Genomic DNA, 23871 nt, shown 5'->3' with positions numbered 1-23871 from the left:
CACGTGGAACATATAGTATTTTATTTTTTTATTAAAAATTTAGTTGTTCCACGTGGAACGAATTTTAGAATTTCATAATTCCTTGTATAAGGATTAATATAAAAGAAAATGTTTTTAGAAGAGTATGATGTAATTGTTGTGGGTGCGGGTCACGCTGGTTCTGAAGCTGCGGCTGCGGCGGCAAATTTGGGTTCAAAAACTTTGTTGGTAACGATGAGTTTACAAAACATTGCGCAGATGTCTTGTAATCCAGCTATGGGTGGAATTGCAAAAGGACAAATTGTTCGTGAGATTGATGCCCTTGGAGGATACTCGGGAATTGTTTCGGATCGGACGGCAATTCAATTTAAAATGTTGAATAAATCAAAAGGACCTGCAATGTGGTCTCCGAGAGTTCAAAGTGATCGTATGCGTTTTGCTGAAGAATGGAGGATGATGTTGGAAGGAACTCCTAATCTGGATTTTTATCAAGAAATGGTAAAAGGTTTGATTATTGAGAATGGAAAAATAAAAGGAATCAAAACTTCTTTGGGAGTTGAAATTCGTTCGAAGTCGGTAGTGTTAACAAATGGCACTTTTTTGAATGGTTTGATTCATATTGGTGAAAAACAATTTGGAGGAGGTCGTGCAGGGGAGAGTGCTGCTTTTGGAATTACCGAAGATTTAATTCATGCTGGTTTTGAAGCTGGGAGAATGAAAACTGGAACACCTCCAAGAGTGGATGGGCGATCTTTGGATTATTCTAAAATGAACGAAGAAAAAGGCGATGCAAAACCGGATAAGTTTTCATATTCGGATTTGACGAAACCATTGGAGTTTCAAAAATCTTGTCACATGACGTATACTTCAAATGAAGTGCATAATATTTTGAGGGAAGGTTTTGATCGTTCTCCAATGTTCAACGGAAGAATAAAAAGTATTGGTCCAAGATATTGTCCTTCTATAGAAGATAAAATTAATCGTTTTGCTGATAAAGAACGTCACCAGTTATTTGTGGAACCAGAAGGTTGGAATACATGCGAAGTTTACGTGAATGGTTTCTCAACTTCGTTGCCAGAGGATATTCAGTTTAAAGCGTTGCGTACAGTCGTCGGTTTTGAGAATGTGAAATTCTTTCGCCCAGGTTATGCAATAGAATATGATTATTTTCCACCAACACAATTGAAACATACACTTGAAACGAAATTGGTAGAAGGTTTGTATTTTGCTGGACAAATAAATGGAACGACTGGATATGAAGAAGCAGCTTCTCAAGGTTTGATGGCTGGAATTAATGCGCATTTAAAAGTTCATGAAAAAGATCCGCTGATTTTAAAACGTGATGAAGCTTATATTGGTGTTTTAATTGATGACTTGATAACGAAAGGAACTGAAGAGCCTTATCGCATGTTTACTTCTCGTGCGGAGTACAGAACTTTGCTACGTCAGGATAATGCCGATTTTAGATTAACTCCATTGTCGTATGAAATTGGGTTGGCTTCTGAAGCTCGTTTACGAAGAATGGAACGTAAATTGAACGAATCAGAAAAGATGGTTGCTTTTTTTAAAGAGACTAGTGTTACAGTTGCTGAGACAAATCCAATTTTAGAGAAAAAGGAATCTGCGTTAATTTCTCAAGGGGATAAGATGTTTAAAGTTTTTTCTCGCCCTCAAATAGATTTAGAAGACATAATGAAATTTGAAAAGGTTAAGGAATATGTTGCAGAAAACAATTTGGATCAGGAAATTTTAGAACAAGCAGAAATACAAGTTAAATATTCTGGCTATATTGAAAAGGAAAGAAATAATGCAGATAAGTTAACTCGTTTAGAAGATGTGAAAATTCCAGAAAATTTTGATTATAACAAAATCAAATCTATGTCAATCGAAGCGAAACAAAAATTGAATAAAATCCGTCCTGTAACAATTTCTCAAGCTTCTAGAATTAGCGGAGTTTCTCCAAGTGATATTTCGGTACTTTTAATTTATATGGGTAGATAGAAAAAATGTAATTAATTTTATTACATAATCAAAAGTTTCTAAATTCATTTTAAATTTTATTAATGTTCCACGTGAAACTACTTCCTTAAGGCTTGTATTTACTGGATTAATATATTTCTAATGAAAATTATTCAAAGATCATTTTTAAGTTTAGAACAAAAGCAATCTGTTTTTGAATTATGGAATTTAGAATATCCTGATAAACTTGCTTATTCTAAAATATCTGAATTAGATATTTATTTGAATGCACTTACAGATAAAAAACATTATTTATTGTTAAATGATGAAAATGAAATTGTAGCATGGGCTTTTACATTTATTCGAGATGATGATAAATGGTTCGCTATTATTTTGAATTCAAAAATTCATCGGAAAGGTTATGGAAGACTTTTATTAAATGAATTAAAAAAGAACGAATCAATTTTGAATGGTTGGGTTATTGATCAAAATGGAATAAGGCAAAACAAAAAGCAATACATTTCACCATTAGAGTTTTATATTAAAAATGGTTTTGAAATCATTTTAGATACTCGAATCGAAACGGATAAAATCTCTGCAGTTAAAATAAGATGGATAAGACAATTGTACGAATGATCAATTTTTAAAATTAAAATATTCATAAAAAATTTCAGCCTTCAGAAGAGACTGAAAACATTAAAAATAATAATGGAAATTACACACAAAAAACATTTTTTAAAAGTTAAAGATCATTCCGTTTCGCAAGAAACTTTTGATCTGTATTTAGATGAAACATTAGATATGTTGATTACACATCCACAGCCAAGTTTGGATGTTTTAGGGAAATATTATGAAAGTGTTGATTATATTTCACACACAGATTCCAAAAGATCCTTGTTTGAGAAAGCTTACCACTTTGTAAAAAATATTGCATTAAAAAATAAACTTGATTTAATCAATTTTTATGAGCCATCAAAAGGGGCAATTTTGGATATTGGAGCAGGAACTGGAGATTTTTTATCTGTTGCAGCGAATGATGGATGGAAAACAGTCGGAGTAGAACCAAGTGATAAAGCCAAAGCAATTGCAAAAAGCAAAGGGGTTTCTTTTGTAGAAAATACGTCTGAACTTGAAAGTTATTCTTTTGATGTAATTACAATGTGGCATGTTTTAGAACACGTCCCTAATTTGGAAGAGCAAATCAAAGAATTAAAGCGATTATTAAAGCCAAAAGGCACTTTAATTGTTGCAGTACCAAATTTTAAGTCGTTTGATGCAAAGCATTACGGACATTTTTGGGCTGCTTATGACGTTCCAATTCACTTTTGGCATTTCTCAAAAAAAGCAATCGAATTACTTTTTGCTAAAGAAAATATGAAACTGGAAAGCGTTTTGCCAATGAAGTTTGATTCATTTTATGTGAGTTTATTATCGGAAAAATATAAAAATGGTAAAATGAATTTTATTAAGGCTTTTTATATTGGCTTAAAATCTAACCTAAAAGCTAAGAGCAATATGGAGTATTCTTCTCATATTTATATCATTAGCAATAAATAGACTTAAAATTAAAAATAACTATATTTAGAATCTATAGGTTAATAAAAATATATAACTGAAATTTATAGTATGTAAATAGTTAACGTTTTTTAAACTTTTTATCAATACTATCTATTTTTTTATATTTTTGTCATCCTTACATCAAAACTTGAAATACATCAAAATGAAGAAAGTATTATTATTTATCGCAATTTCAATATCACTTGTTTCTTGTGATAAAAAAGCCCCAGGAGCTAAAGAATTCAAAACAGCTTATGTTGATACACAGGAGCTGATGAAAGAATATAACGAGACTAAAGATTTAGAAGCAAAATACAAAGGGCAAGCTGCTGAAAAAGGCAGACAATTAGAAGCAGAAATCAACAGATTTAAACAAGAAGCTGCTAATTTTCAAAGTAATGCACAAGCTAATGGACAAGAATGGGCACAAAAGAAAGGTGCTGAATTGCAACGTAGAGAGCAACAATTAGCTCAAGCACAACAAGGTTTACAAATGCAATTGCAACAAGAAAGCGGAAAAGAAATGGACTCGCTTGTAAAAGGTGTTAAAAAATTCATCAAAGATTACGGTAAACAAAAAGGATATGATTATATCTATGGTACTGGTGACGCTGCTTCAGTTTTGTATGCTAAAGATTCTTATGACATTACAAAAGAGATGATAAAATTATTAAATGAAAAATACAAATCTGCTCCAAAAGCTGAGGAAGACAAGAAATAATTTTATTTTTGAATAGCATTTAAAACCTTCATCTTTTATAAGATCGAAGGTTTTTTTATTGGTTGTCTCATCCTAAAACAAGTTTCATAATTATTAGAAAATAATCATTTGATTTTATCAATTTTTGTTTTTAATTTTTCTTTCTAAATTATAAATTCAATGCAATCTATTTCTGAAGCAGCAACTTATGCACTCCGTTTTATAAATCAAACTCAGCAATCTGTTTTTCTAACAGGGAAAGCCGGTACAGGTAAAACCACGCTTCTAAAAGAAATTATGGCAACTACTCATAAAAACACTGTGGTTGTTGCGCCTACCGGAATTGCCGCTCTGAATGCTGGTGGTGTTACTATTCATTCTATGTTTCAACTACCATTTGGAGGGTTTATTCCTGACAATTCTGCTCCACAGTTTTCTGATTCGACAAAGTTCGAAACCAAAGCTACTTTGCGAAGACATTTCAAAATGAGTGGTCAAAAACGTGCTGTAATTCAAAATATGCAACTGCTAATTATTGATGAAGTCAGTATGTTGCGTGCTGATTTGCTTGATGCAATGGATTTTATGATGCAAACAGTTCGAAAAAACTCAAAACCTTTTGGAGGTGTGCAAGTATTATTTATAGGAGATTTATTACAATTACCTCCAATTATTCGTGATGAGGAATGGAGAACACTTAGGAACTATTACAAAGGAAAATTCTTTTTTCACGCTCACGTAATCCAACAATATCCGCCATTATACATTGAACTTTCAAAGATCTATCGTCAGACAGATGACCGTTTCATTTCAGTATTGAACAATCTACGAAACAATGAGGTTACGAAAACAGATATCGAAATACTAAACGAATTTGTGCAACCCAATTTTGATTTAAAAGCAAATAAAGGGTACATTACCTTGACAACGCACAATGCCAAAGCAGATGTAATGAACACCCAATCACTTGAAGATTTAGACGGAAAACCAATGACTTTTCTTCCGTCTATTACTGGGGATTTTCCAGAAAAAATTTATCCTATCGATCCGAATCTGCAATTAAAGGTTGGAGCACAGGTTATGTTCGTGAAAAATGATTTATCTCAGGAGAAAAATTATTTTAATGGAAAGATGGGTATTGTAAAAAACATGAACAGTAAAGAAATTTGGGTTCACTTTCCAGACGAAAATAAAACTATTGAAGTCGACAAATACGAATGGCAAAACATTAAATACACTGTTAATGAATTGACTAAGGAAATAGAAGAGGAAGTTCTCGGTTCTTTTGTGCATTATCCAATCAAATTAGCTTGGGCAATTACAGTTCACAAGAGTCAGGGATTGACTTTTGACAAAGCTGTGCTTGATGTATCGCAAGTTTTTTTGCCTGGACAAGCCTATGTAGCATTTTCTCGTTTGCGCTCTTTAAATGGGCTTATTTTGCTTTCTCCACTACGAATGAATGGTATTTCAAACGATCAGGATGTGATGGAATATGCCGAGAGCAAAGCTTCGGAAGAAGCTTTGGCGAACGCTTTGAAAAGGGAAACTAAAAATTTTATTCTTAACTATTTGAAAAACAGTTTCGATTGGAATATTCTTGCACAAGAATGGCGCAACCATCAGTTTAGCTATAATGAAGATGCTGAAAATTCGGCGAAAGCCAAACACGCGACATGGGTCAAAAATCAGGCAGGAATCATTTGGCAACTACTCGAGCCTTCTTCGAAATTCTTGCTGCAACTTGATAAATTGTTCCTCAGCGAACAATTGGAAATCAATCATATTGCAGATAGAGTAAACGCTGCTTTCAATTATTTCATGGCACCAATGGATCAGTTGGTATACGAAGTACTCTGGAAAATCGAAGAAGTAAAAAGAATGAAAAAAGGAAAAGCTTTTTACGACGAATTAATGATTCTCGACGATTTACAAACCAAAGCCGTTCTGCAACTGATGAAAGCCAAATTGATGGTGACTACTTTGGTCAATGGAGAAACCATTTCTAAGGAAAAATTAACATCGCCCGAAATCAAGCAATACAAAAGCATTAAAATCGAGCGTGTATTCCAGGATTTCAAGAAAGCGAATATCACTCTAATTGATGATGATAAAGATGCCGAACGTTATCAATCCAAAAAAACCGACAAAAAAGAACCTAAAAAAAATACTGTTGAACTCACTTATGAGCTGTGGTTAGAAAAGAAAACCGTTCCCGAAATCGCTTTAATCCGAAAGTACAATCAAGAAACAATTCTATCTCACCTGACAAAATTAATTCAGTCCAAAACTATTACAATCCATGAAGTAATGCCCGAAGATAAAGTAAAGGCACTCGCCGAAGCTTTCCAAGGCTACAAAGAAGAATCAGTTTCTGGCTTAAAAGAGCAATATGGAGACACCTTCAGTTGGGAAGAACTCAGAATGTTCAAAGCAAGTCTAAATCTTACCTAAAACAGTTCCTAGAATATATTAAATCATTTGGGCGTGACCACGTTGAGAAAAGCGGCTTGCTTATTGCAGCATTTATACAGCCCCTTTTCCCAACGCGGTCGGGCTATCCATGCTACTTCGGTAGCTTATTCCAAATGAAATTCACCGAACTCCTATGAAAATAAATGTATAGTGAAGTAATCCCTCACGCAGTTGGATTGGGTATTGATGTTTATCTTCATTTAAAACCAACAAGATTTTTATACTTAAGCTCTGATTAAGTCTTTAACGATAAATTAATAAAGATAAATGCTTGACTTGTAGTTATTTAAATATATTTTTTTTAAAAAAAACTTATATCTTTAGCAAAAGAATACTGCTGATATTTTCGCTATGGCAAATACGGCAAACGTTTGATATACTGTAGAAAACAAATATTTTAACATATGTCTAAAGAAGTTATTAAAGTTGGGCAATTAGAAATTACTTTTTTGCTCGAAAGCTATCAAACCAATGGTCAGATAGCAATTTTTGAATTATTAGTTCCTGCTGGCGCAAAAGTTCCGCTGCCACATTATCATGAAGATTATGACGAAACGATTTATGGATTGGAAGGTAAAATCACTTTTAATGTTGCAGGCCAACTAAAAGAATTACATCCAGGTGAAAGTCTTTTCATCGCTCGTGGTATTTCGCATGGTTTCGATAATCTAAGTTCTGAAGATTGTAAAGCATTGGCAATTGTTACACCAGCTTTAATTGGTCCCGAATATTTTAAAGAAATTGGTGCAATTGTAAATGCAGGTGGACCACCAGACATGGAAAAGATTAAAGATGTTTTCAAAAAGCATGGTATAGTTCCGGTTTTTGCTTAAAATTCAGATGAAAAAGTATTCAAATGATCTCGTTTTAGCAATTGCTAAACGAGGTTTTATTGTTTAATATAGATATGATTTTCTAAAATAAATATTATAACGTATTGATAATGATAATTTTGATATTTTTGTTAAGCAACAAATTATTTATTTAAATAATTATCGATTTGTAAATTATGGATAACAAGAAATCATTAAACTTCATTTTCGGAGTTGTAGCAATAATTTTGGGATGGACATTGTACAAGCAATTTGACTTCAAGACACTACAATTTGAACATCCAGGTTTGGCAATTGTATATTTTGTCGTTTTTTTATTTTCTATTTATTTTTTAGTAAAAAACTACAATAAACGGATGCAGAAATAATCAGGTTTTCGAGTGACTTTTAATTGATACAAAATAAACCCCCATATATGAAACATTTACTTACGTTATTATTCTTTTTTCTTTCTATATCCTTTTTTGCGCAGCGGAAAAATGATACTTCTGATGATTTTCACATCAACAATCAGGAATACCTCGAGCGTCGTGGTGCCAATGTGATGTTGGCCCATGATTTTTATCCTGAAAGCCATCAAGGAGGTGTTGGAATTATTCAAAATGGAATCCGGGTGGCTACCAATGGTGATTTAAGATTAGAACCTACTCCAGGACAATGGCAACCTGTTCCAAAGGTTGGACAAAGAGTTGTGGATCGTTCCAAAAACGAAATCAGCGTGAAGATGAGTTATCCTGATTCTTCCAAAGATAGAAAGGGTTTTAATCCCATTATTTATCCCGATCTTAATATTTCGTATACTTTAAAAATCATTCCCCAAGGAAAATCTTTTAAAATAGTGGTCGATCTGGATCAACCGATTCCAAAAGAATGGGTTGGGAAAGTAGGTATGAATATTGAGTTGTTTCCTGGTATTCTTTTTGGAAAATCCTATTATATGGATAATGATTTTGGTCTTTTTAACAGACAAGTTAATGGTCCGGGAACTAATAACAGCGAGGGCGAATACACAATAAAACCAATGGCAACTGGGAAAGTGCTTGTAATTGCCCCTGAAACTTCAAAACAAACATTAAAAATCACCAATTTAAAAAATGATGAACTTCAATTACTTGACGGACGCGCCCAACACAATAATGGCTGGTTTGTAGTTCGTTCCTTGGTACCGGCCGGTGCAACCAAAAATGCAATTGAATGGTTGGTCACACCAAATACAATTGATAATTTCATTTATAGTCCAGTTGTTCAGATTTCGCAAGTGGGTTATCATCCTGAGCAAGAGAAAATAGCAGTTATCGAAACTGATAAAAACGACACAAATATACAGGAAGCTAAACTTTTACGAATTAAAAACGAAGGAGGTTATGCTGAAGTAATTTCTACGAAACCTAAACTTTGGGGTGATTTCCTGAGATACCGTTATTATCAATTAGACTTTTCGACTATAGACCAGCCTGGAATGTATGTAGTTAAATACGGAAATTATATCACTGAGCCTTTCCAAATTAATAAAGATGTGTATAAACGAAATGTTTGGCAACCAACTTTAGAATACTTTTTGCCGGTTCAAATGTGTCATATGCGTATTAATGATAGATACAAAGTTTGGCACGGCCGCTGTCATATGGATGATGCCCGAATGGCTCCTGTAGATACCAATCATTTTGATGGTTATCTGCAAGGTTCTACAACACTTACCAAATACAAAGGAGGCGAACATGTACCAGGTATTAACATTGGAGGTTGGCATGACGCTGGTGATTTTGATCTCCGGATTGAATCGCAAGCAGAAACAATTGAAGGACTTTCCCATATTTATGAACTTTTTGGTGTAGAATACGATAATACCAGCATTGATCAAAATTCCAGAACTGTAGAAATTATGCAACCAGATGGAAAACCAGATGTTCTTCAGCAGATTGAACATGGCGCACTTTCTATCGTAGGAGGTTATAAATCAATGGGCCGATTTTATAGAGGAATTATCGAACCAACAAAGAGGCAATATGTTTTACTAGGAGATCCTATAAACCACAGTGATAATACCATTTTTTCAAATAATGCAAAAGATGAATCTATTCCAATGGGACAAACAGGCGCACCTGATGATCGTTGGGTTTTTACAGAAGATAATCCCCGAAGAGAATTAAATACTGCGGCAGGATTGGCCGCTGCTGCACGCGCACTTTCTAAGTTTAATCCAGCTCTGGCAGCGGACTGTCTAAGTATTGCTCAGGAAATCTGGAAAAAAACCAAAGCGCCAAAGCCATTAGATAAACTATCATTGGCGGCCGAATTATTAATGACTACCAAAAATAGCGAGTATTCGAATTTTATCATTTCGATTGAAAGTGATATTGTTTCTAATATTGGTCGTACCGGTTGGATTGTTGGTCCTGTTATGACTTTGATCGACAATAAGGCTTTTAAAGACAAAATCCGAACCTCAGTTAAGGTTTACTACAATACGGTCTTAGAACAAGGAAAAAAGACACCTTACGGAATGCCATACGAACCGGACATTTGGGGAGCCGGATGGGGAATTCAGAATTTTGGTATGCATCAGTATTATTTCCATAGCAGTTTCCCTGATATTTTTCCAACCAAATACATGTTGGATGCTTTAAATTTCGTACTGGGAGCGCATCCTGGCACAAATACTTCGTCATTTGCTTCGGGTGTTGGGTCTCGATCTCTAACTCAGGCGTACGGAATGAATAGGGGTGAAGCTTCATACATTCCAGGTGGAATAGGTTCCGGTACAGCACTTATACGACCAGATTTCCCTGAACTTCTAGAATGGCCTTTTTTATGGCAGCAAACAGAATATGTATTAGGTGGAGGCACTACAGATTATCTTTTTTTAGTGTTAGCTGCTGATAATCTTTTGAATAAAGAAAAGTAAATTAATAATTTGAAATAAGAAGTTGATAATACTACGTTATTCGAAGATTTAAAAATTGAGTTTGTAGGTTTTTGAAATAAAAAAAAAGGCTGAATCACAGCCTTTTTTTGTTTAAAAAATCATGTAGGATTATTTGTGAAGGATCGCATGTCTTCTTTTGTACACTTGGAATGAAATAAATACTCCCATGTTTAAAAGAATGATTAGCGACGCATTTGAGTTGAAATTTAGGGCTCTCTCAAGATTCTGTGTAATTCTGCTAATCGATAGCAAAAGAAACGTTGAAATGCTTACATAACAATAGGCTAAATAAGCATATTCATTAATTTCATCGTATTTCATCTTTGATCGTTTTAGATTAACAACTCCAGAATGTCTTTTTAAAAGACACATAAAGTTACGGCAACTCTATTTTCGGATAAAATAAATCAGCTCAATAGCACGATAATCTGATTAAAGACAGGAAATAAATTTTTAAATAAATTACATTAAAATAAATAGGTTTTATTGTAGGTTTTGCTTTAGTTTAAAATAATTTTAACGGTATTTATACGTTAAAGACTTAATATATAACTATTTAAAAAGTTATGATTAATTCGGAACAGTATATTTTTAATTTAATTCCAATAATCAGAGAAAGTTAGATTCAAGATGAAGAACAAATTGTTGTTGTTTTTTGTAAAATAAAAAAGGGTTATCTCATTGGAACATTTGTAAATCAATATTTAAGCTATTTTTGAGCTGTTAAATAGAGCTTTATATTTTCTATCGTATTAAAGAAGATTTCAAAAAAGAATGTCTAAATTAATAGTTAAGTCTAAACCAATTATTCTTAAATATCCAAATAGGACCTATTTTTTTGATACATTTGAAAAAATTGACTTGATATTTTTTTAGCACAGTTTTTATAAAAATACAAATGGAGCAGGGATTTAATAAGATTTTGGGGAAGTATGATGATTAGAAAATATAAAAGAAATAAAGTTTTAAAATTTATTTGGGTACCGATTGGAATTGTTTTTATGCTTTGGTCGTTCTATTGTTATCAAGCTCACGGAGTTGGTGAACAGTATTTTGAAAGCGACAGTAGCATCCAAGTAAATGATACTGATGATTTTTATTCTTTTACACCAACAAAAAAGTTTCAGGACGTTTTTATTTTTTATCCAGGAGCATTAGTGGATCCGAAAGCGTATGTTCCGCTTTGTAGAAAAATTGCTGCAAATAACATTCAAGTCTATTTGATAAAAATGCCTTGGCGACTTGCCTCAGTTGGTTATAATAAACCAAAAGAATTGCATTTATTTAACGACAAAACCAAAATTTATATATTAGCAGGACATTCATTAGGAGGAAAAATGGCAGCGCAGTTTGCTTTCGAAAATCCTACTTTGATTAACAAATTAATACTTTTGGGAACTACCCATCCTCGAAATTTTTCTCTGAATACTAGAAAAATGGCAGTCTTGAAAATTTATGGATCAAAGGACGGTATTGCTGACGAAAAATCGATTTTTAATAATAAATCAAAATTACCTATTACGGCTGAATTTGTAAAGTTAGATGGTGCCAATCATTCTCAATTTGGTTATTATGGCTTTCAATTTGGAGACAATCAGGCCATTCTTGATAGAGATAAACAGCAAGCAGAAATTTTAAAAACAATTATGGCGTTTTTAAATGAATAAAGGAATGTTTATTCGTTTTCGATTTTAAATGAAACTTGTAGTTTTATCTAAATCTATTTTTCAATAAATTCCTTCTTAAATTCACTTGGACTTACGCCTTTGTATTTCTTAAACAGGCGATTCAGATGACTGGAATCACTAAAACCCAGTTCATATACAATTTCATTGATTTGCATATCAGTATAGCGAAGCCTTGTTTCTATGAGTTTGATTTTGTAAGCCATAATATAATCTTGCAGGCTTTCTCCGATATGTATTTTAAAAAATTCGCTAATATAATTTGGCGAAACATTGAATTGTTTGGCAATTCGTTCCGATTTTAATTGATTTGGATCATAAATATTCTGATGAATATAACTCAATAATTGAACCGAATATTCTGCTTTAGATTTATCTGAAATCATTGGTGGAGACAGTAAAATATTTCTCGAAGCAATGATTATAATTGTATTAATCAATTGTTTTACAACTTCTTGCTGTTGAAACTGCTGATTGTCTTTTTCTCGGATTAATGCTTCAACCAATGCTCTGATTAATGCCTTGTCGGGGACATTTTTTAAAATACAACCAGGTAAATGATTGTAATTATTAAAAATCAATTCCAATTTTTGTACCCACTCTTTCGGTTGGGTTTTTAGATAACTGTCATTAAAACGAAGAAAGAAAAAACTAGTGGTCGTAGATACTTCGAAGCCGTGAGTATCTTGAGGGAAAATCAGAAAAAGTTTATTGTTAGTATATGGCAGCTTATGATTATTAATCATTTGAATGCCTTCGCCTTCCAAAACAAATACCATTTCAAAAAAAGTATTCTTATGTTCACGACTTTCATAGTTGTCGATTTTTAACAACTCCAATTCAAATGGCTGATATAGATTTCTAATTTCCATACTAACAAATGTACAATTATTCCCCATGATTATACAAATGAATGATAGGGAAGCGGAGGATCTTTGTAATCTAATTTTAATTATAAAAACAAAATGAATACAACAGTTTATTTCTTGTTAAGGCTTGCCATTGGAGCGAGCATGCTTGGCCACGGATTGGTAAGATTACCCAAATTGCAGTCATTTAGTTCTTGGATGGTCGGAAGTTTTGAGAAATCTCTTTTGCCAAAAGTATTGGTGATTCCATTCAGCTATGTTTTACCTATTGCTGAATTATTGGTAGGATTGTTGCTTGTTACGGGATTATTTACCAAACCGGCCTTATTCATTGGCGGAATAATCATGGTGATTTTAATCTTCGGAACAGCTTTGATCGAGAATTGGGAAGCTTTGCCTTCGCAATTGATTCACGCTGCTTTTTTTGCATTGTTGTTGCAATTTATCGTTGCTAATACGGTTTCTTTAGACACACTTTTTAAATTATAATGCAATGAGCTCTAGACGTAATTTTATAAAGCAAGGCAGCCTTGTCGGAGTTGCTAGTATGGTAAATCCAACTGAAATATTCACAGCGTTACCAAAATTTGAAAATGAAACCATTCCGACAAAATGGGAAGACGGATCTCAATTAGTCGTTTCTATTTCAATGCAATTTGAAGCTGGAGGACAACCTATAAATGCTGAGAGTCCTTTTCCTCAAAACATGCAAAAGGGATATACTGATTTACCAAGTGCTACATGGTTTGAATATGGTTATAAAGAAGGAATCCCTAGAATGCTTGATAATTGGGATAAATTGGGAGTAAAAGTGACTTCACATATGGTTGGTTCGGCGGTGTTAAAAAATCCAGGTTTGGCCAAAGAAATTGTCCAACGCGGACATGAGGCAGCAGCACATGGTATGAATTGGAGCACACAGTACAATATGCCATATGATGAAGAGAAGAAATTTATTCTAGACGGAGTTAAAGCAATCAAGCAAGTAACCGGTTTTGATGCTATAGGTTATAATGCAAATTGGTTGCGAAGAGGAGAAAATACGTTAAAAATTTTGCAAGAACTTGGTTTTAAATACCACATTGATGATTTGAGTCGTGACGAGCCTTTTATTATTAAAGTCAATAATTCGGATTTTGCTGTCGTGCCTTATACATTGCGTTGTAATGATATTGCTTTAATTGAAGGCAAAAATTTTTCAGTTGATCAATTCTTCAATCAGGTAAAAGCAGAGTTTGACCAACTTTATTTAGAAAGCCAGATGAAAAGAAGACAAATGTCAATAAGCTTTCATGATCGAATAGGTGGTACACCACAAATGGTAAAAACAACATTTGATTTAATTCGTTATATGCAAAAGCAGAGCGGTGTCTCGTTTAAAAGAAAAGATGAAATCGCAACTATGGCTTTAGCGGATGCTAAAACTATTCGTGAATGATAATTAGAATTGGCAATTGGTTTAAATCGAAAAGACCAATTGCCATTACTATCTTTATTTTTTTTATTTTATCTTTACGACTGATTAATCAGTTTTAATATGAAAAAAGATGAACAAATTATACAAACAGCTTTAAAGCTCTTTGTTGACAATGGTTTTCACGGAACAGCTACTAGTAAAATTGCTCAGGAATCTGGTGTGGCAAATGGTACATTATTCAATTATTTTGCTACAAAAGAAATTCTAATTGTTAGTATACATAATAGCATCACAAAAAAAATGGATGATTTTATAATGGAAAGTTTAGGAACAAAATCAGTTTCCAAAGAATCATTTAGAAAATTGTTTTTAGCATCCTTAGATTGGAATCTAAATAACAGATTAGAGTTTCAATACCTTCAACAATTTAATAGTTCGCCTTATTCTAAATCTTTAATGGCAAGGATATTGAACATAAATGAACATCCGCTTTATGTTTTAATTAAAAATGGTATAGATTTAGTCCTTTTAAAACCAATGCCTCCTGCATTGATTTTTTCGCTTTTTACATCTCAAGTAAATGGATTATTTTATTATTTGATTGCTAATGAAACTAGCGTTGAAAACACAAAAAATTTAACGGAACAGACATTCGATTTATTTTGGAACATGATTGAAGATTAACATAATACATTCATGACTGATTAGTCAGGTGTTATTTATTTGTTTTATAAAAGTTATTATTGAAAACATATCTAGCCGAGAACTGTAGCTTAACATCTACTCCTGTATTTCCAGTGGCAGCAGGAAGACTAAAAAGTTGATTGCCCGCAAAGTCATTATTTTGGCGCATTCCCCATTGTAATTCTGGACCTAAAACTAAATTATTAACAGGTGAGTATAATAAATTTATGCTTGCATATTGCCCAGTTTTGTAAGCTGTTGATAATTGAGCTTCGGTTGTTTTATTATCCATTATTGAATATCCAAAAGCAGTACTTAATTTTGGACTCCAATTAATATCAAAGTATGCTACTCCAGCAATAATTGGAATGGCGACACCCGTAATAGGAGTTAGAGTATTGTTATACTGTCTTTTGATGCCAACATCTGCATCTGCATCGTTCATATAGTTTTGAACTCCTGCTCCAGTTGTAAATGCTCCTCTGAAAAAGATATTTTTTGCAAGTTGCACTTTTGTACTTAGGCTAATTCCCCAGCCGATAGTGCTTCCATTGATTTGATATTCATCTGTATTATTGTCTTCCCATTTTATACTTCTTAAAATCCCTGCTAATTCCAAATATCCCCATTTATCAGTATAACGATATTCAGCACTAAGATCTGGAACAGAAAATCTGAATGCCACATTATCAAGTAGTGATGCATAAACAAATCCTTCCCCATACTGCCCTTTGTCTCCGGTTGCTCCAGGACGTTCCAGTGCAATCGCTAAAGTTTGGTGTTCAGTTGAAATTGGTGTATAACGGATTTGGATATTTCGGGTAAAAACAGCACCGTTTGGTCCCATGAAATCGATTAGATTTGGATACACATCCATATCTGCAAAAACACTATTGGTTTGCCCAATTATGAATTTCCCGAATTGAATATAAGCATGACGTAAATGAAAAGCTGTCGCTCCTGCATCTTTTCCAGATCCGACCAAATCAAATTCGAAGACCGTTTTAACAGTTCCTAATGAAGTATCAAAATAATTTTTGAAACTCAAAGCCGTTTGGCGAACACCAAAAAATACATTTCCTTGATTTTGAAATTCATTTCCATTACTATCAAGGATTTTTGTTGGGCGCATCATATCGAACCAGTTAGGGTCCATTTTTCCAAAATCGTAACCACTATCCATCATAACCCAACCGTTAATTTCCATTGTCTTTTGGCTGGCTTCATCTTGCGCTTGTAATTGATAAGAGAATGAAGTGATAATTAAAAAGATTAGCGTAACTTTTTTCATATTTTAAGTAGTTTACAGATAATGAAATTGCGTACTGTCTTTGAGAATTCCTGCGAATGAAGTTGAAAAATATGGTTTTCTCCTATCAAATTTAACAAATTTTATCTAACTATGTATTTTTCAGTTGTTTAAATTTTGTCTGCCTTTTTGTAAGCATAATAAATAATTGTCTAAAAAATCTTTTCAAGAAAGAAATAGATGTGTTGATTTTAGATAATGAAAAGAAAACGTTTTAAATGCATATTTGTTAGTCGAAAGTCCTCTTTGTACAATTTAAATAATTAGAGTAATAATGACTTTAAAAGCTACCTTAAATCAGCAGCAAAATGTTTTTGGTCAATCTAAAAACAAAAATCACGAACAAAACCTTTTAATCGGTTCTATTCGTGATTTTTTATGTTAGAATTGAGTTCGTTATAAGGACTCAATCAAAATCCAAGCTTCAGGATTATCAGTTTCGATAATTTTATTTCTCTCTTTTTCTGCTTCTGCAAAAGTAGTGTAGCTACCGTATAATACAGGATAAAGACCATTTTTATTAACTCCTAAAACTCTTGCTTCAAAACCTTTAGCAATTAACTCTCTGTATCTTTTTTGAGCATTGGCTTCACTTCTAAAAGCACCAGCCATAATGTGATAAGGCAACTTAGCATTTTCTTTCTTTTCTGATTTCAAAGAAAGCGTCACAGCTGGAATTGGGGTTTGGATAAAGAATGTTGCTTGCTGAATTTTAGTTTGCACCTTTTTTTGCACCGCAGTTTCTACCAAAGTTGTTTGCGTTGCAATTTGATTTTGATACAAAGGATATCCAATTGATCCGGCAACAGCTAATCCTATTACGAAAACAGCAGCATACTTCAGATAAGAATTAGTTCTGTTTGTTTCAGTTTCTGGTTCGAAATGGAAAATTGGTTTATCTTCCTCAACTACAATTTTTTGAGTGTCTTGTACAATTTCAGGGGTAGAAAGAACAACTTCTCTTTTTACCGCAGGAGAAACAAACGAAGTCAATCCAAAGGATTTTGCATTGAAATTAGTTTGTTCATTTGGTGTAAATAAGATATTGTTTTCGGTATTTAAACTAAAAATTCCAATGTTTTTTACAGTAAGACTACGATTTTCCTGTAATACCTTTTTCCAATTTAAAACTTCATATTCAATTGCGCTTACCGCATAATCATAAGATGTTTTTTCGGCTTGAGCAATATGATTAGCTAATAATCCGTCATTGTTTTTTATATGCGAATTAAAAGAGATCGTCTTTTTTGGTGGAAAAAAAGAATGAGTGTTTTCAAGCAGTTGAGCCGATTGAATTTCAGCCAAAAAAGCTCCAAAACCTGGAACGGTTACACATTGATAACGGTATAAAAGTTGCGCGATGTAAAGTTCTATTTTCATGTTAACAAAGTTATGCAACGGTAATAGTTATCAAAATTTTATTCACAATTTTTATTAACAATTTGCATCTAATACATTATCAATATGTTGCTGTTTTTTGATTTTTTAAAACAAGATAATTTTGGATCCACAATCAGTTTCGATTTCAAATATTTATCGTATAATTGTAAGATATGTCACAACAAAATTTATTTTACCTATTGGCTTTATTGCGCATTGAAGGCGTTGGAGATATAATGGCCAAAAAACTGCTCACACATTTTGGTACTGCCGAAAATGTTTTGAAAGCTAAATCACATCAACTAGCCTCTATCGATGGTGTTGGTGCTGTTTTATTGAAAAATTTTAAAGATAAATCCATTTTTGATAAAGCACAATCTGAGTTGGATTATGTTCAAAAAAACAACATTGATATTCTCACTTTTCAGGATGAAAAATATCCCGAACGCTTAAAACATTGTATCGATGGTCCGGTTTTAGTTTTCTCTGCTGGAAATATCGATTTGAAACATCGCAAAATAATTAGTATTGTTGGGACACGTCAAATTACCTCTTACGGAACGGAGTTTTGCAGAAAATTGATTGAAGATTTAGTTCCTTTAAACCCTATTATCGTAAGTGGTTTTGCTTATGGAGTTGATATAGTCGCACATCAACTGGCAATGGAACACAATTTGCAAACTATAGGTGTACTTGCACATGGTTTGAATCAGATTTATCCCAAAACGCACAAAAAATATATGTCCAAAATGGAACAAAACGGTGGTTTTATGACCGAATTTTGGAGTACTTCCAACCCCGACAAGGAAAATTTTGTTCGACGAAACAGGATCGTTGCCGGAATGAGCGAAGCGACAATTGTTATAGAATCTGCGGATAAAGGCGGTTCTTTGATAACAGCTAATATGGCAAATGACTACAATCGGGAGGTTTTTGCAGTTCCGGGCCGTGTTACTGATAAATACAGCCAAGGTTGTAATAATTTGATCAAAACTCAAAAAGCAAATGTGCTTACTTCTGCGGCCGATTTAATTTATAATCTAAATTGGGATATTTTAAAAGAAACAAAAGCAGTTCAAAAACAATTGTTTGTTACGTTAGATGATGATGAACAAAAAGTGTATGATTATTTGTTGAAAACGGGCAAAGAATTGATGGATATTATTGCTTTGAATTGTGATTTTCCAATTTACAGAATTTCAGGTTTACTGCTCAATATGGAATTGAAAGGCGTGATCAGACCTTTGCCAGGAAAAATGTTTGAGGCGATTTAATATTATCACCTAAACGATTCAACAATTCTAAAGGTTGTTATTATTGTTTTTGTTGTATAGGAATCCAAATTTCTTCTTCAGAGTTTGGGTCATTGTTTTTGTATTTATCGCCCAAAATTTCAAAATGAGGTCTATTGTCTAATTCGTAATTTGAATTTGGTATCCATTCCCCAAAAATATAGCGATAAATGGAGTCATCAGTATTTAAACCCTTGTAGTTAAAAACAGCGTAAAGTCCGCTTTTCAAAGTAAATGCTTCCATTTCTGGTGGAATATTGTCAAAGTTTGAAACTTCAACTGCAGCCCATTTTTCAAATTCATTCGTTGGGCTAAAATTCAAAAAATGAGCCGGTTTGTAGATTGTCATTGCAATTAAATCGTTGGAAAGGTTGTTTGTAATTTCCTTTCGTCTTGGCATAAAATTTTTCCAAAGTTCGCTGACTTTATAATCTGCAAAACTCATAAGCAAACGTTTTCCAACTAATTTTTTTTCGCTTGAAACTACAATTTTTGGTATCATTTTTTTAGAACTATTTACAAGTACGCTATTATTTGTTTTTTTTGATTTCAATTTTCATTTGCTCTACAATCTTTTTTATTTGATCGTTAGAATACATCACGGTTTCTGTTTCAACCAACCATTTATCAAAGTTCTTTTTGTCATTTTTAAAAAAATAGCCTTGCAAAATATAAAAAGCATTTTCGGGAACATAAGTTGTATCGGGACAAACTTTCAAAGACTTTTTGTAGCTTTCGATAGCCAAATCCAACTGTTGATTGGCAGCTAAGGCAAAAATATATTCTTTATTAACGTACGGATCTGTCGGATTTGCAACTATTGATTTTTTTAAAACATTAATAGCGTTACTATATTGGTTTAAGCAATTGTATGAATGGGCCAACTGAACATCTAACCCCTTATATTGGCTATTGATTTTATATGCTTTTTCTAAAGATTCCAATGCTTTTTTACAGTCGCTCCAAGTGTTATAAGTAGTACCCCAGCTGTAGAACCATTCGACGGAGCCTTGTTTCATTACATTAGAGTTAAACCCATTAGAAATTTTATTTATTTTAAATTGTTCAAAATCTGTTTCAGGTATAATAGCAAGAAGAATTTTACTCGGATTTAAAGGCATTTTCATCGAAGCGCCCTCTTCTTTTGGGGATGCTAAAATCTTTCCGACAGCATTAATTCTAAAGCTACCACCATAATCAAATATGAGACCGTATTGAGAATCCATATAAATGAAACCATATTTATAAGATCCATCGTCATCCTGCGGAAATGCTACCCATTTATTTTCGCAATCAAGTATTGATTTGTCAAATGTCAATTGGGCCGTAGATTTAATGCTGATGAATAAAAATATGGTAAGAATAAGGTTTTTCATGTTCTTTTTTATAGTTGAATTAGGAACTATAAAGTAAAGAAAGTTTATCTAAATTTAATGTTAATTAGTTTAGGTAGAAATCCGAATAAAAAAAATGCAGCCATTTCAAAAACAGCTGCATTTATATCTAAAACTTAATTTTACTTATTTTAAAGCGTTAAAAAGGATTTCAACGGGGTGAAATGCTTTTCTCCTTGTTCCGTCGCTAATTTGGTGTCTACAACTCGTTCCTGAGGCAGAAATTAATGTCGCATCAGCTTCGGAGCGGGTTTTAAGGTTTTTTGAGGAAAGGAAAATTAAAGAGTTAATGCGTTTTCATAATCGCCATTGCCAACGGTTTCAATCGTTGGTAACGGTGTGGTTGCCAATCTTTGTCCTCATTGGTTGAAACCGTTGGCAATAGTTTTTCTGGGATGATGGGGCTGTTTTGTTTGTTCGTCAATTAGTGCGACCGTCGTCTTAGAATACGGATTTGCTTGCCTATACAGATTTTTAGGTTTGATTGTTTTGTTTATTGCAGTCGACACGAATTGGAAATCTGTACTTTCGGATACAAATCTTCACATTTATTTTCTAATATTACATTTTTTTGTTAGAAAGAAAACACTTACTTTATATAATCGATACTGAAAACTAAGTCATTACATTAAGTGATACAGTATTTTATTTTTAAAAAATCACCAAAAGTAGTTATTGTATTACCATTTTTCACTTCTTACATTCGCAATGATTAATTCCCAATTATTATAAACTAAAAAACGATTTTATTTTGAACAATTACCCAAAACTATTTGTTAGATTGTTTCTCCTAACAATATTCTTTACTTTTTCAAGCTGTGAGAAAGATTCATATGAAAACCCAATTCATGAACAAAGAGACCAAGGAAAAATCAACTATGTGACAATTGATGATGTCCCTTTTTTGACACCTAATGTAGAAAATTTCAAGTCCAGTACTTCATTAACTAAAAAATCTAATGAAGACTTAAACCTTGACCTCCAACATATAGTTGAATATGAAGGAGCTAATGACTTTAAAAGTTATAGTATACCGGTTATAAACAAATCTATCGATAACGATACTTATTATTTTGAGAATCTTCATGTCATAAAAGATGGGGACAAATATGAAAACATTATTGTTAGATATACCCCCGCCGATATTACAAAAAAGTTTGAGTTAAATAAATTTACCGGAAAAATGGAATTTTTTAATGACCAAAAAATATTAAAAAGCACCATATATTTTGAAAATGGTAAAGCAATAAAAGTTCAGCGCACGACAAATAAAATAACAGGGATTAAAACATCGGAGATAACTGCAATTTTAGAAGACCCAGTACCTGATGATGGAAGTGATTATGGTGATGGTAGTGGTTGTAATTGCCCTTCTCCTGTTCATGGCGATAGCTTATTGACCCAATTCTTTAATTGGATAACTGGTCTCTTCAGTAACATCAATATTACGGCGACCAGCGGAGACCCATCGAACACAGGATATGTACTTACTGTCACGCCTCCAAATATGGGAACCGGCTATAGTCCTAGTGATAGCAATACTTATAATGGAAGTGCCAGTGTTGTTATTGTTCCCAGCCAGGCACAGTCAGAGTATCAACGTATGCAGATTACAGAAATTAAGCGAAAATTAGGAACTATCGATGCGACAGCATTTCTTTGGCTGATCGATCCAAACAATGCAAGTAGTGTCAATGATATCTACTATGTCTTGAATCAAGAAGAGGAAAATACGCCAGAAACACTGGATTTTTTGAGAGATGCTGTTATATGCCTTAAAGATGGAGGAGAAGTTGATTATTGGTACAAAGTATTTGTTCATAAATCATTAAGAAACAACCCATGCCTATTTGGTGTATATAACCAACTTGGTCAAGCACCTACTTTTGAAAAGTATTTACGGAATTTCGACGGCGAATTTTCTGTTGCTCATTTGATGTTGAAAGCTGGAGTTGATCCTATTCATCCTGATGCAAATGCAGTAACCTATCCTCCTAATAATTATTGGATTGATATACTGTTTAATCCTAATAATCTACACCGACCACCATTAGATATTGCAAGAACATTTATTCATGAAATGATTCATGCAGAAATATATAGAAAATTGCTAAGCTGTGCAAAGCTTCCTAATGTCAATATCAACAACATGACAGATTCCCAATGGCAAACATATATTCATAATTTAAAAAACAATTTCCCTGGACTTTTTGATTATTATATGAGATATTTGTACAGTGTTCCAGCTGATCAGCAAATTTCTGATACACAACATGAACTAATGGCACAACATTATAGACAAATTATCATTCAAGTTTTAAAACAATATGATAATAATCAACATTCAGATGAATTTTATAACGCATTAGCATGGATTGGCCTTATGGGGGAAGGAGAAATTGAAGTTGATAGCGTAACTGGATTGCCTCCTGTTCCAAGTGTTGCATGGAAAAATGTACCACTAGACCAAAGACTGCAAATTTTATCAATTTACAAAAACTTCTTAAAAAATAATCCTCCATGTCAATAATTAAGCGGATAATCACCTTGCTTTTAATATTATTATCATCAAACTTTGTTATTTCACAAACAACAAAAAGCAATGATAACCGTCCATTTCTTGTAAACTTAAACGACCCGTTGGTGGCTCATTATTCTGTGAGTAAAGATACGTCTAGGATGTCTATAAGCTTTTATGTAAATGGATATGAATCAAAGCAGAAAAGGGAAAAAGCAAAAAAGGAACGTATAGATAAACTTAATAAACAAAAAAGACCCGATTATGTTAGGCTTCCTACATTTTATATTAACTATATTGACGTTCAAAAACCAGAAAAATTAACAACTCTAGACTGTGATTATAAAACTTTAAATGAATTTAATAGTAGCACTAGTACTCAATTTCTGATTTATATAATAATAAAACAAGATGATGGGACTTACTTAAAATGGTCGCCTGTACTGTTGCCAGAAGAATAATCTAGAATAAAATGACTTTGTCTAATTCACAACTTTTAAAGGATTCTTCGGGTATCGGTGCGTTCTCTTCTAATGTGGATTTGTGTGCTTACACAGATTTTTATGTTCGACAGTTTTGTAAATTGCAACAGGAACAAATTTCAAATCCATTATCGGGTTCAATAAAAAAGGCTGCAGATACTAAAATTCGCAGCCTTTTTGCTTAAAAACGAATTGTATCTATTTTAAAGCCTTAAAAAGGATTTCAACGGGGTGAAATGCTTTTCTGCTTGTTCCGTCGCTAATTTGGTGCCTACAACTCGTTCCTGAGGCAGAAATTAATGTCGCTTCGGCTTCGGAACGGATAGTTGGGAACAAAACTAATTCACCAATTTTCATCGAAATATCATAATGTTCTTTTTCATATCCAAAAGAACCCGCCATACCGCAACAT

The 23871-nt window shown here is 33.0% G+C and carries 21 protein-coding genes; 14 read left to right on the top strand and 7 right to left on the bottom strand.

All coding sequences use genetic code 11. The annotated features are described in order from the left end of the window. Positions 1 to 108: 108 nt before the first annotated feature. From mnmG to VLC96_RS05140, 8 genes are all read left to right on the top strand, one after another. Positions 109 to 1980 carry a tRNA uridine-5-carboxymethylaminomethyl(34) synthesis enzyme MnmG gene (gene mnmG / locus VLC96_RS05175; RefSeq protein ID WP_325261077.1) on the top strand — a complete coding sequence of 624 codons (1872 nt, stop codon included), beginning with the start codon at positions 109 to 111 and terminating at the stop codon, positions 1978 to 1980. Between the two features lie 120 nt (positions 1981 to 2100). Further along, positions 2101 to 2574 carry a GNAT family N-acetyltransferase gene (locus VLC96_RS05170; protein ID WP_325261075.1) on the top strand — a complete coding sequence of 158 codons (474 nt, stop codon included), beginning with the start codon at positions 2101 to 2103 and terminating at the stop codon, positions 2572 to 2574. Positions 2575 to 2646: 72 nt separating this feature from the next. Beyond that, entirely contained in the window at positions 2647 to 3495 is an 849-nt protein-coding gene (locus tag VLC96_RS05165) for a class I SAM-dependent methyltransferase (RefSeq protein ID WP_325261074.1), read from the top strand. Positions 3496 to 3658: 163 nt separating this feature from the next. Next, a complete protein-coding gene (locus tag VLC96_RS05160; RefSeq protein ID WP_325261072.1) occupies positions 3659 to 4216 on the top strand; it encodes an OmpH/Skp family outer membrane protein in 558 nt (185 codons plus the stop codon). 159 nt (positions 4217 to 4375) lie between these two features. After that, positions 4376 to 6649 (top strand): helix-turn-helix domain-containing protein, encoded by a 2274-nt coding sequence (locus VLC96_RS05155; RefSeq protein ID WP_325261071.1) that lies wholly within the window; start codon positions 4376 to 4378, stop codon positions 6647 to 6649. Between the two features lie 425 nt (positions 6650 to 7074). Continuing rightward, complete coding sequence (locus VLC96_RS05150) at positions 7075 to 7503, top strand: cupin domain-containing protein (RefSeq protein WP_325261069.1); 429 nt, start codon at positions 7075 to 7077, stop codon at positions 7501 to 7503. A gap of 415 nt (positions 7504 to 7918) precedes the next feature. Then, positions 7919 to 10408: a glycoside hydrolase family 9 protein gene (locus VLC96_RS05145; protein ID WP_325261067.1), complete on the top strand. Its 2490-nt coding sequence runs from the start codon at positions 7919 to 7921 to the stop codon at positions 10406 to 10408. 953 nt (positions 10409 to 11361) lie between these two features. After that, entirely contained in the window at positions 11362 to 12096 is a 735-nt protein-coding gene (locus tag VLC96_RS05140; protein WP_325261066.1) for an alpha/beta hydrolase, read from the top strand. Between the two features lie 53 nt (positions 12097 to 12149). Here the strand turns inward: VLC96_RS05140 and VLC96_RS05135 are convergent, their stop codons facing one another. Then, positions 12150 to 12986 carry an AraC family transcriptional regulator gene (locus tag VLC96_RS05135; protein ID WP_325261065.1) on the bottom strand — a complete coding sequence of 279 codons (837 nt, stop codon included), beginning with the start codon at positions 12984 to 12986 and terminating at the stop codon, positions 12150 to 12152. A gap of 93 nt (positions 12987 to 13079) precedes the next feature. On the opposite strand from VLC96_RS05135, the gene VLC96_RS05130 reads away from it, so the two are divergent. The 3 genes from VLC96_RS05130 (at position 13080) to VLC96_RS05120 (ending at position 15084) form a co-directional block, all read left to right on the top strand. Then, positions 13080 to 13472: a DoxX family membrane protein gene (locus VLC96_RS05130; protein ID WP_325261064.1), complete on the top strand. Its 393-nt coding sequence runs from the start codon at positions 13080 to 13082 to the stop codon at positions 13470 to 13472. Positions 13473 to 13476: 4 nt separating this feature from the next. Then, positions 13477 to 14421: a polysaccharide deacetylase family protein gene (locus VLC96_RS05125; protein WP_325261062.1), complete on the top strand. Its 945-nt coding sequence runs from the start codon at positions 13477 to 13479 to the stop codon at positions 14419 to 14421. Positions 14422 to 14520: 99 nt separating this feature from the next. Then, a complete protein-coding gene (locus VLC96_RS05120) occupies positions 14521 to 15084 on the top strand; it encodes a TetR/AcrR family transcriptional regulator (protein ID WP_325261061.1) in 564 nt (187 codons plus the stop codon). 31 nt (positions 15085 to 15115) lie between these two features. Here the strand turns inward: VLC96_RS05120 and VLC96_RS05115 are convergent, their stop codons facing one another. Further along, entirely contained in the window at positions 15116 to 16375 is a 1260-nt protein-coding gene (locus tag VLC96_RS05115; protein ID WP_325261059.1) for a DcaP family trimeric outer membrane transporter, read from the bottom strand. 414 nt (positions 16376 to 16789) lie between these two features. Then, a complete protein-coding gene (locus tag VLC96_RS05110) occupies positions 16790 to 17773 on the bottom strand; it encodes an HU domain-containing protein (protein ID WP_325261057.1) in 984 nt (327 codons plus the stop codon). A gap of 173 nt (positions 17774 to 17946) precedes the next feature. On the opposite strand from VLC96_RS05110, the gene dprA reads away from it, so the two are divergent. Continuing rightward, positions 17947 to 19047, top strand: a complete 1101-nt coding sequence (gene dprA / locus VLC96_RS05105) for a DNA-processing protein DprA (protein ID WP_325261056.1) — start codon at positions 17947 to 17949, stop codon at positions 19045 to 19047. 40 nt (positions 19048 to 19087) lie between these two features. On the opposite strand, the gene VLC96_RS05100 is transcribed toward dprA, so the two are convergent. The 3 genes from VLC96_RS05100 to VLC96_RS05090 all read right to left on the bottom strand — a co-directional run bounded on the left by VLC96_RS05100 (position 19088) and on the right by VLC96_RS05090 (position 20883). Further along, positions 19088 to 19567 carry a GyrI-like domain-containing protein gene (locus tag VLC96_RS05100; RefSeq protein ID WP_325261054.1) on the bottom strand — a complete coding sequence of 160 codons (480 nt, stop codon included), beginning with the start codon at positions 19565 to 19567 and terminating at the stop codon, positions 19088 to 19090. A gap of 28 nt (positions 19568 to 19595) precedes the next feature. Then, positions 19596 to 20441, bottom strand: a complete 846-nt coding sequence (locus VLC96_RS05095; protein ID WP_325261052.1) for a tetratricopeptide repeat protein — start codon at positions 20439 to 20441, stop codon at positions 19596 to 19598. Between the two features lie 304 nt (positions 20442 to 20745). After that, positions 20746 to 20883 (bottom strand): hypothetical protein, encoded by a 138-nt coding sequence (locus tag VLC96_RS05090; protein WP_325261050.1) that lies wholly within the window; start codon positions 20881 to 20883, stop codon positions 20746 to 20748. A 357-nt stretch (positions 20884 to 21240) separates the two neighbouring features. Between VLC96_RS05090 and VLC96_RS05085 the strand changes: the two genes are divergently transcribed. Then, positions 21241 to 22989, top strand: coding sequence for a hypothetical protein (locus VLC96_RS05085; protein ID WP_325261048.1), 1749 nt, complete (start codon positions 21241 to 21243; stop codon positions 22987 to 22989). Next, entirely contained in the window at positions 22980 to 23438 is a 459-nt protein-coding gene (locus VLC96_RS05080) for a hypothetical protein (RefSeq protein WP_325261046.1), read from the top strand. The genes VLC96_RS05085 and VLC96_RS05080 overlap by 10 nt, the downstream gene beginning before the upstream one ends. A gap of 219 nt (positions 23439 to 23657) precedes the next feature. Here VLC96_RS05080 and VLC96_RS05075 read toward each other — a convergent pair. Next, on the bottom strand, positions 23658 to 23871 hold a 214-nt coding region (locus VLC96_RS05075; protein WP_325261045.1), incomplete at its 5' end, for a hypothetical protein.

Origin of the sequence: Flavobacterium sp. (assembly GCF_035456085.1) — a bacterium.
Classification (GTDB): Bacteria; Bacteroidota; Bacteroidia; order Flavobacteriales; family Flavobacteriaceae; genus Flavobacterium.
Note: the sequence above shows the minus strand (reverse complement) of the source record. Positions and strands in the feature narration are given on the sequence as shown.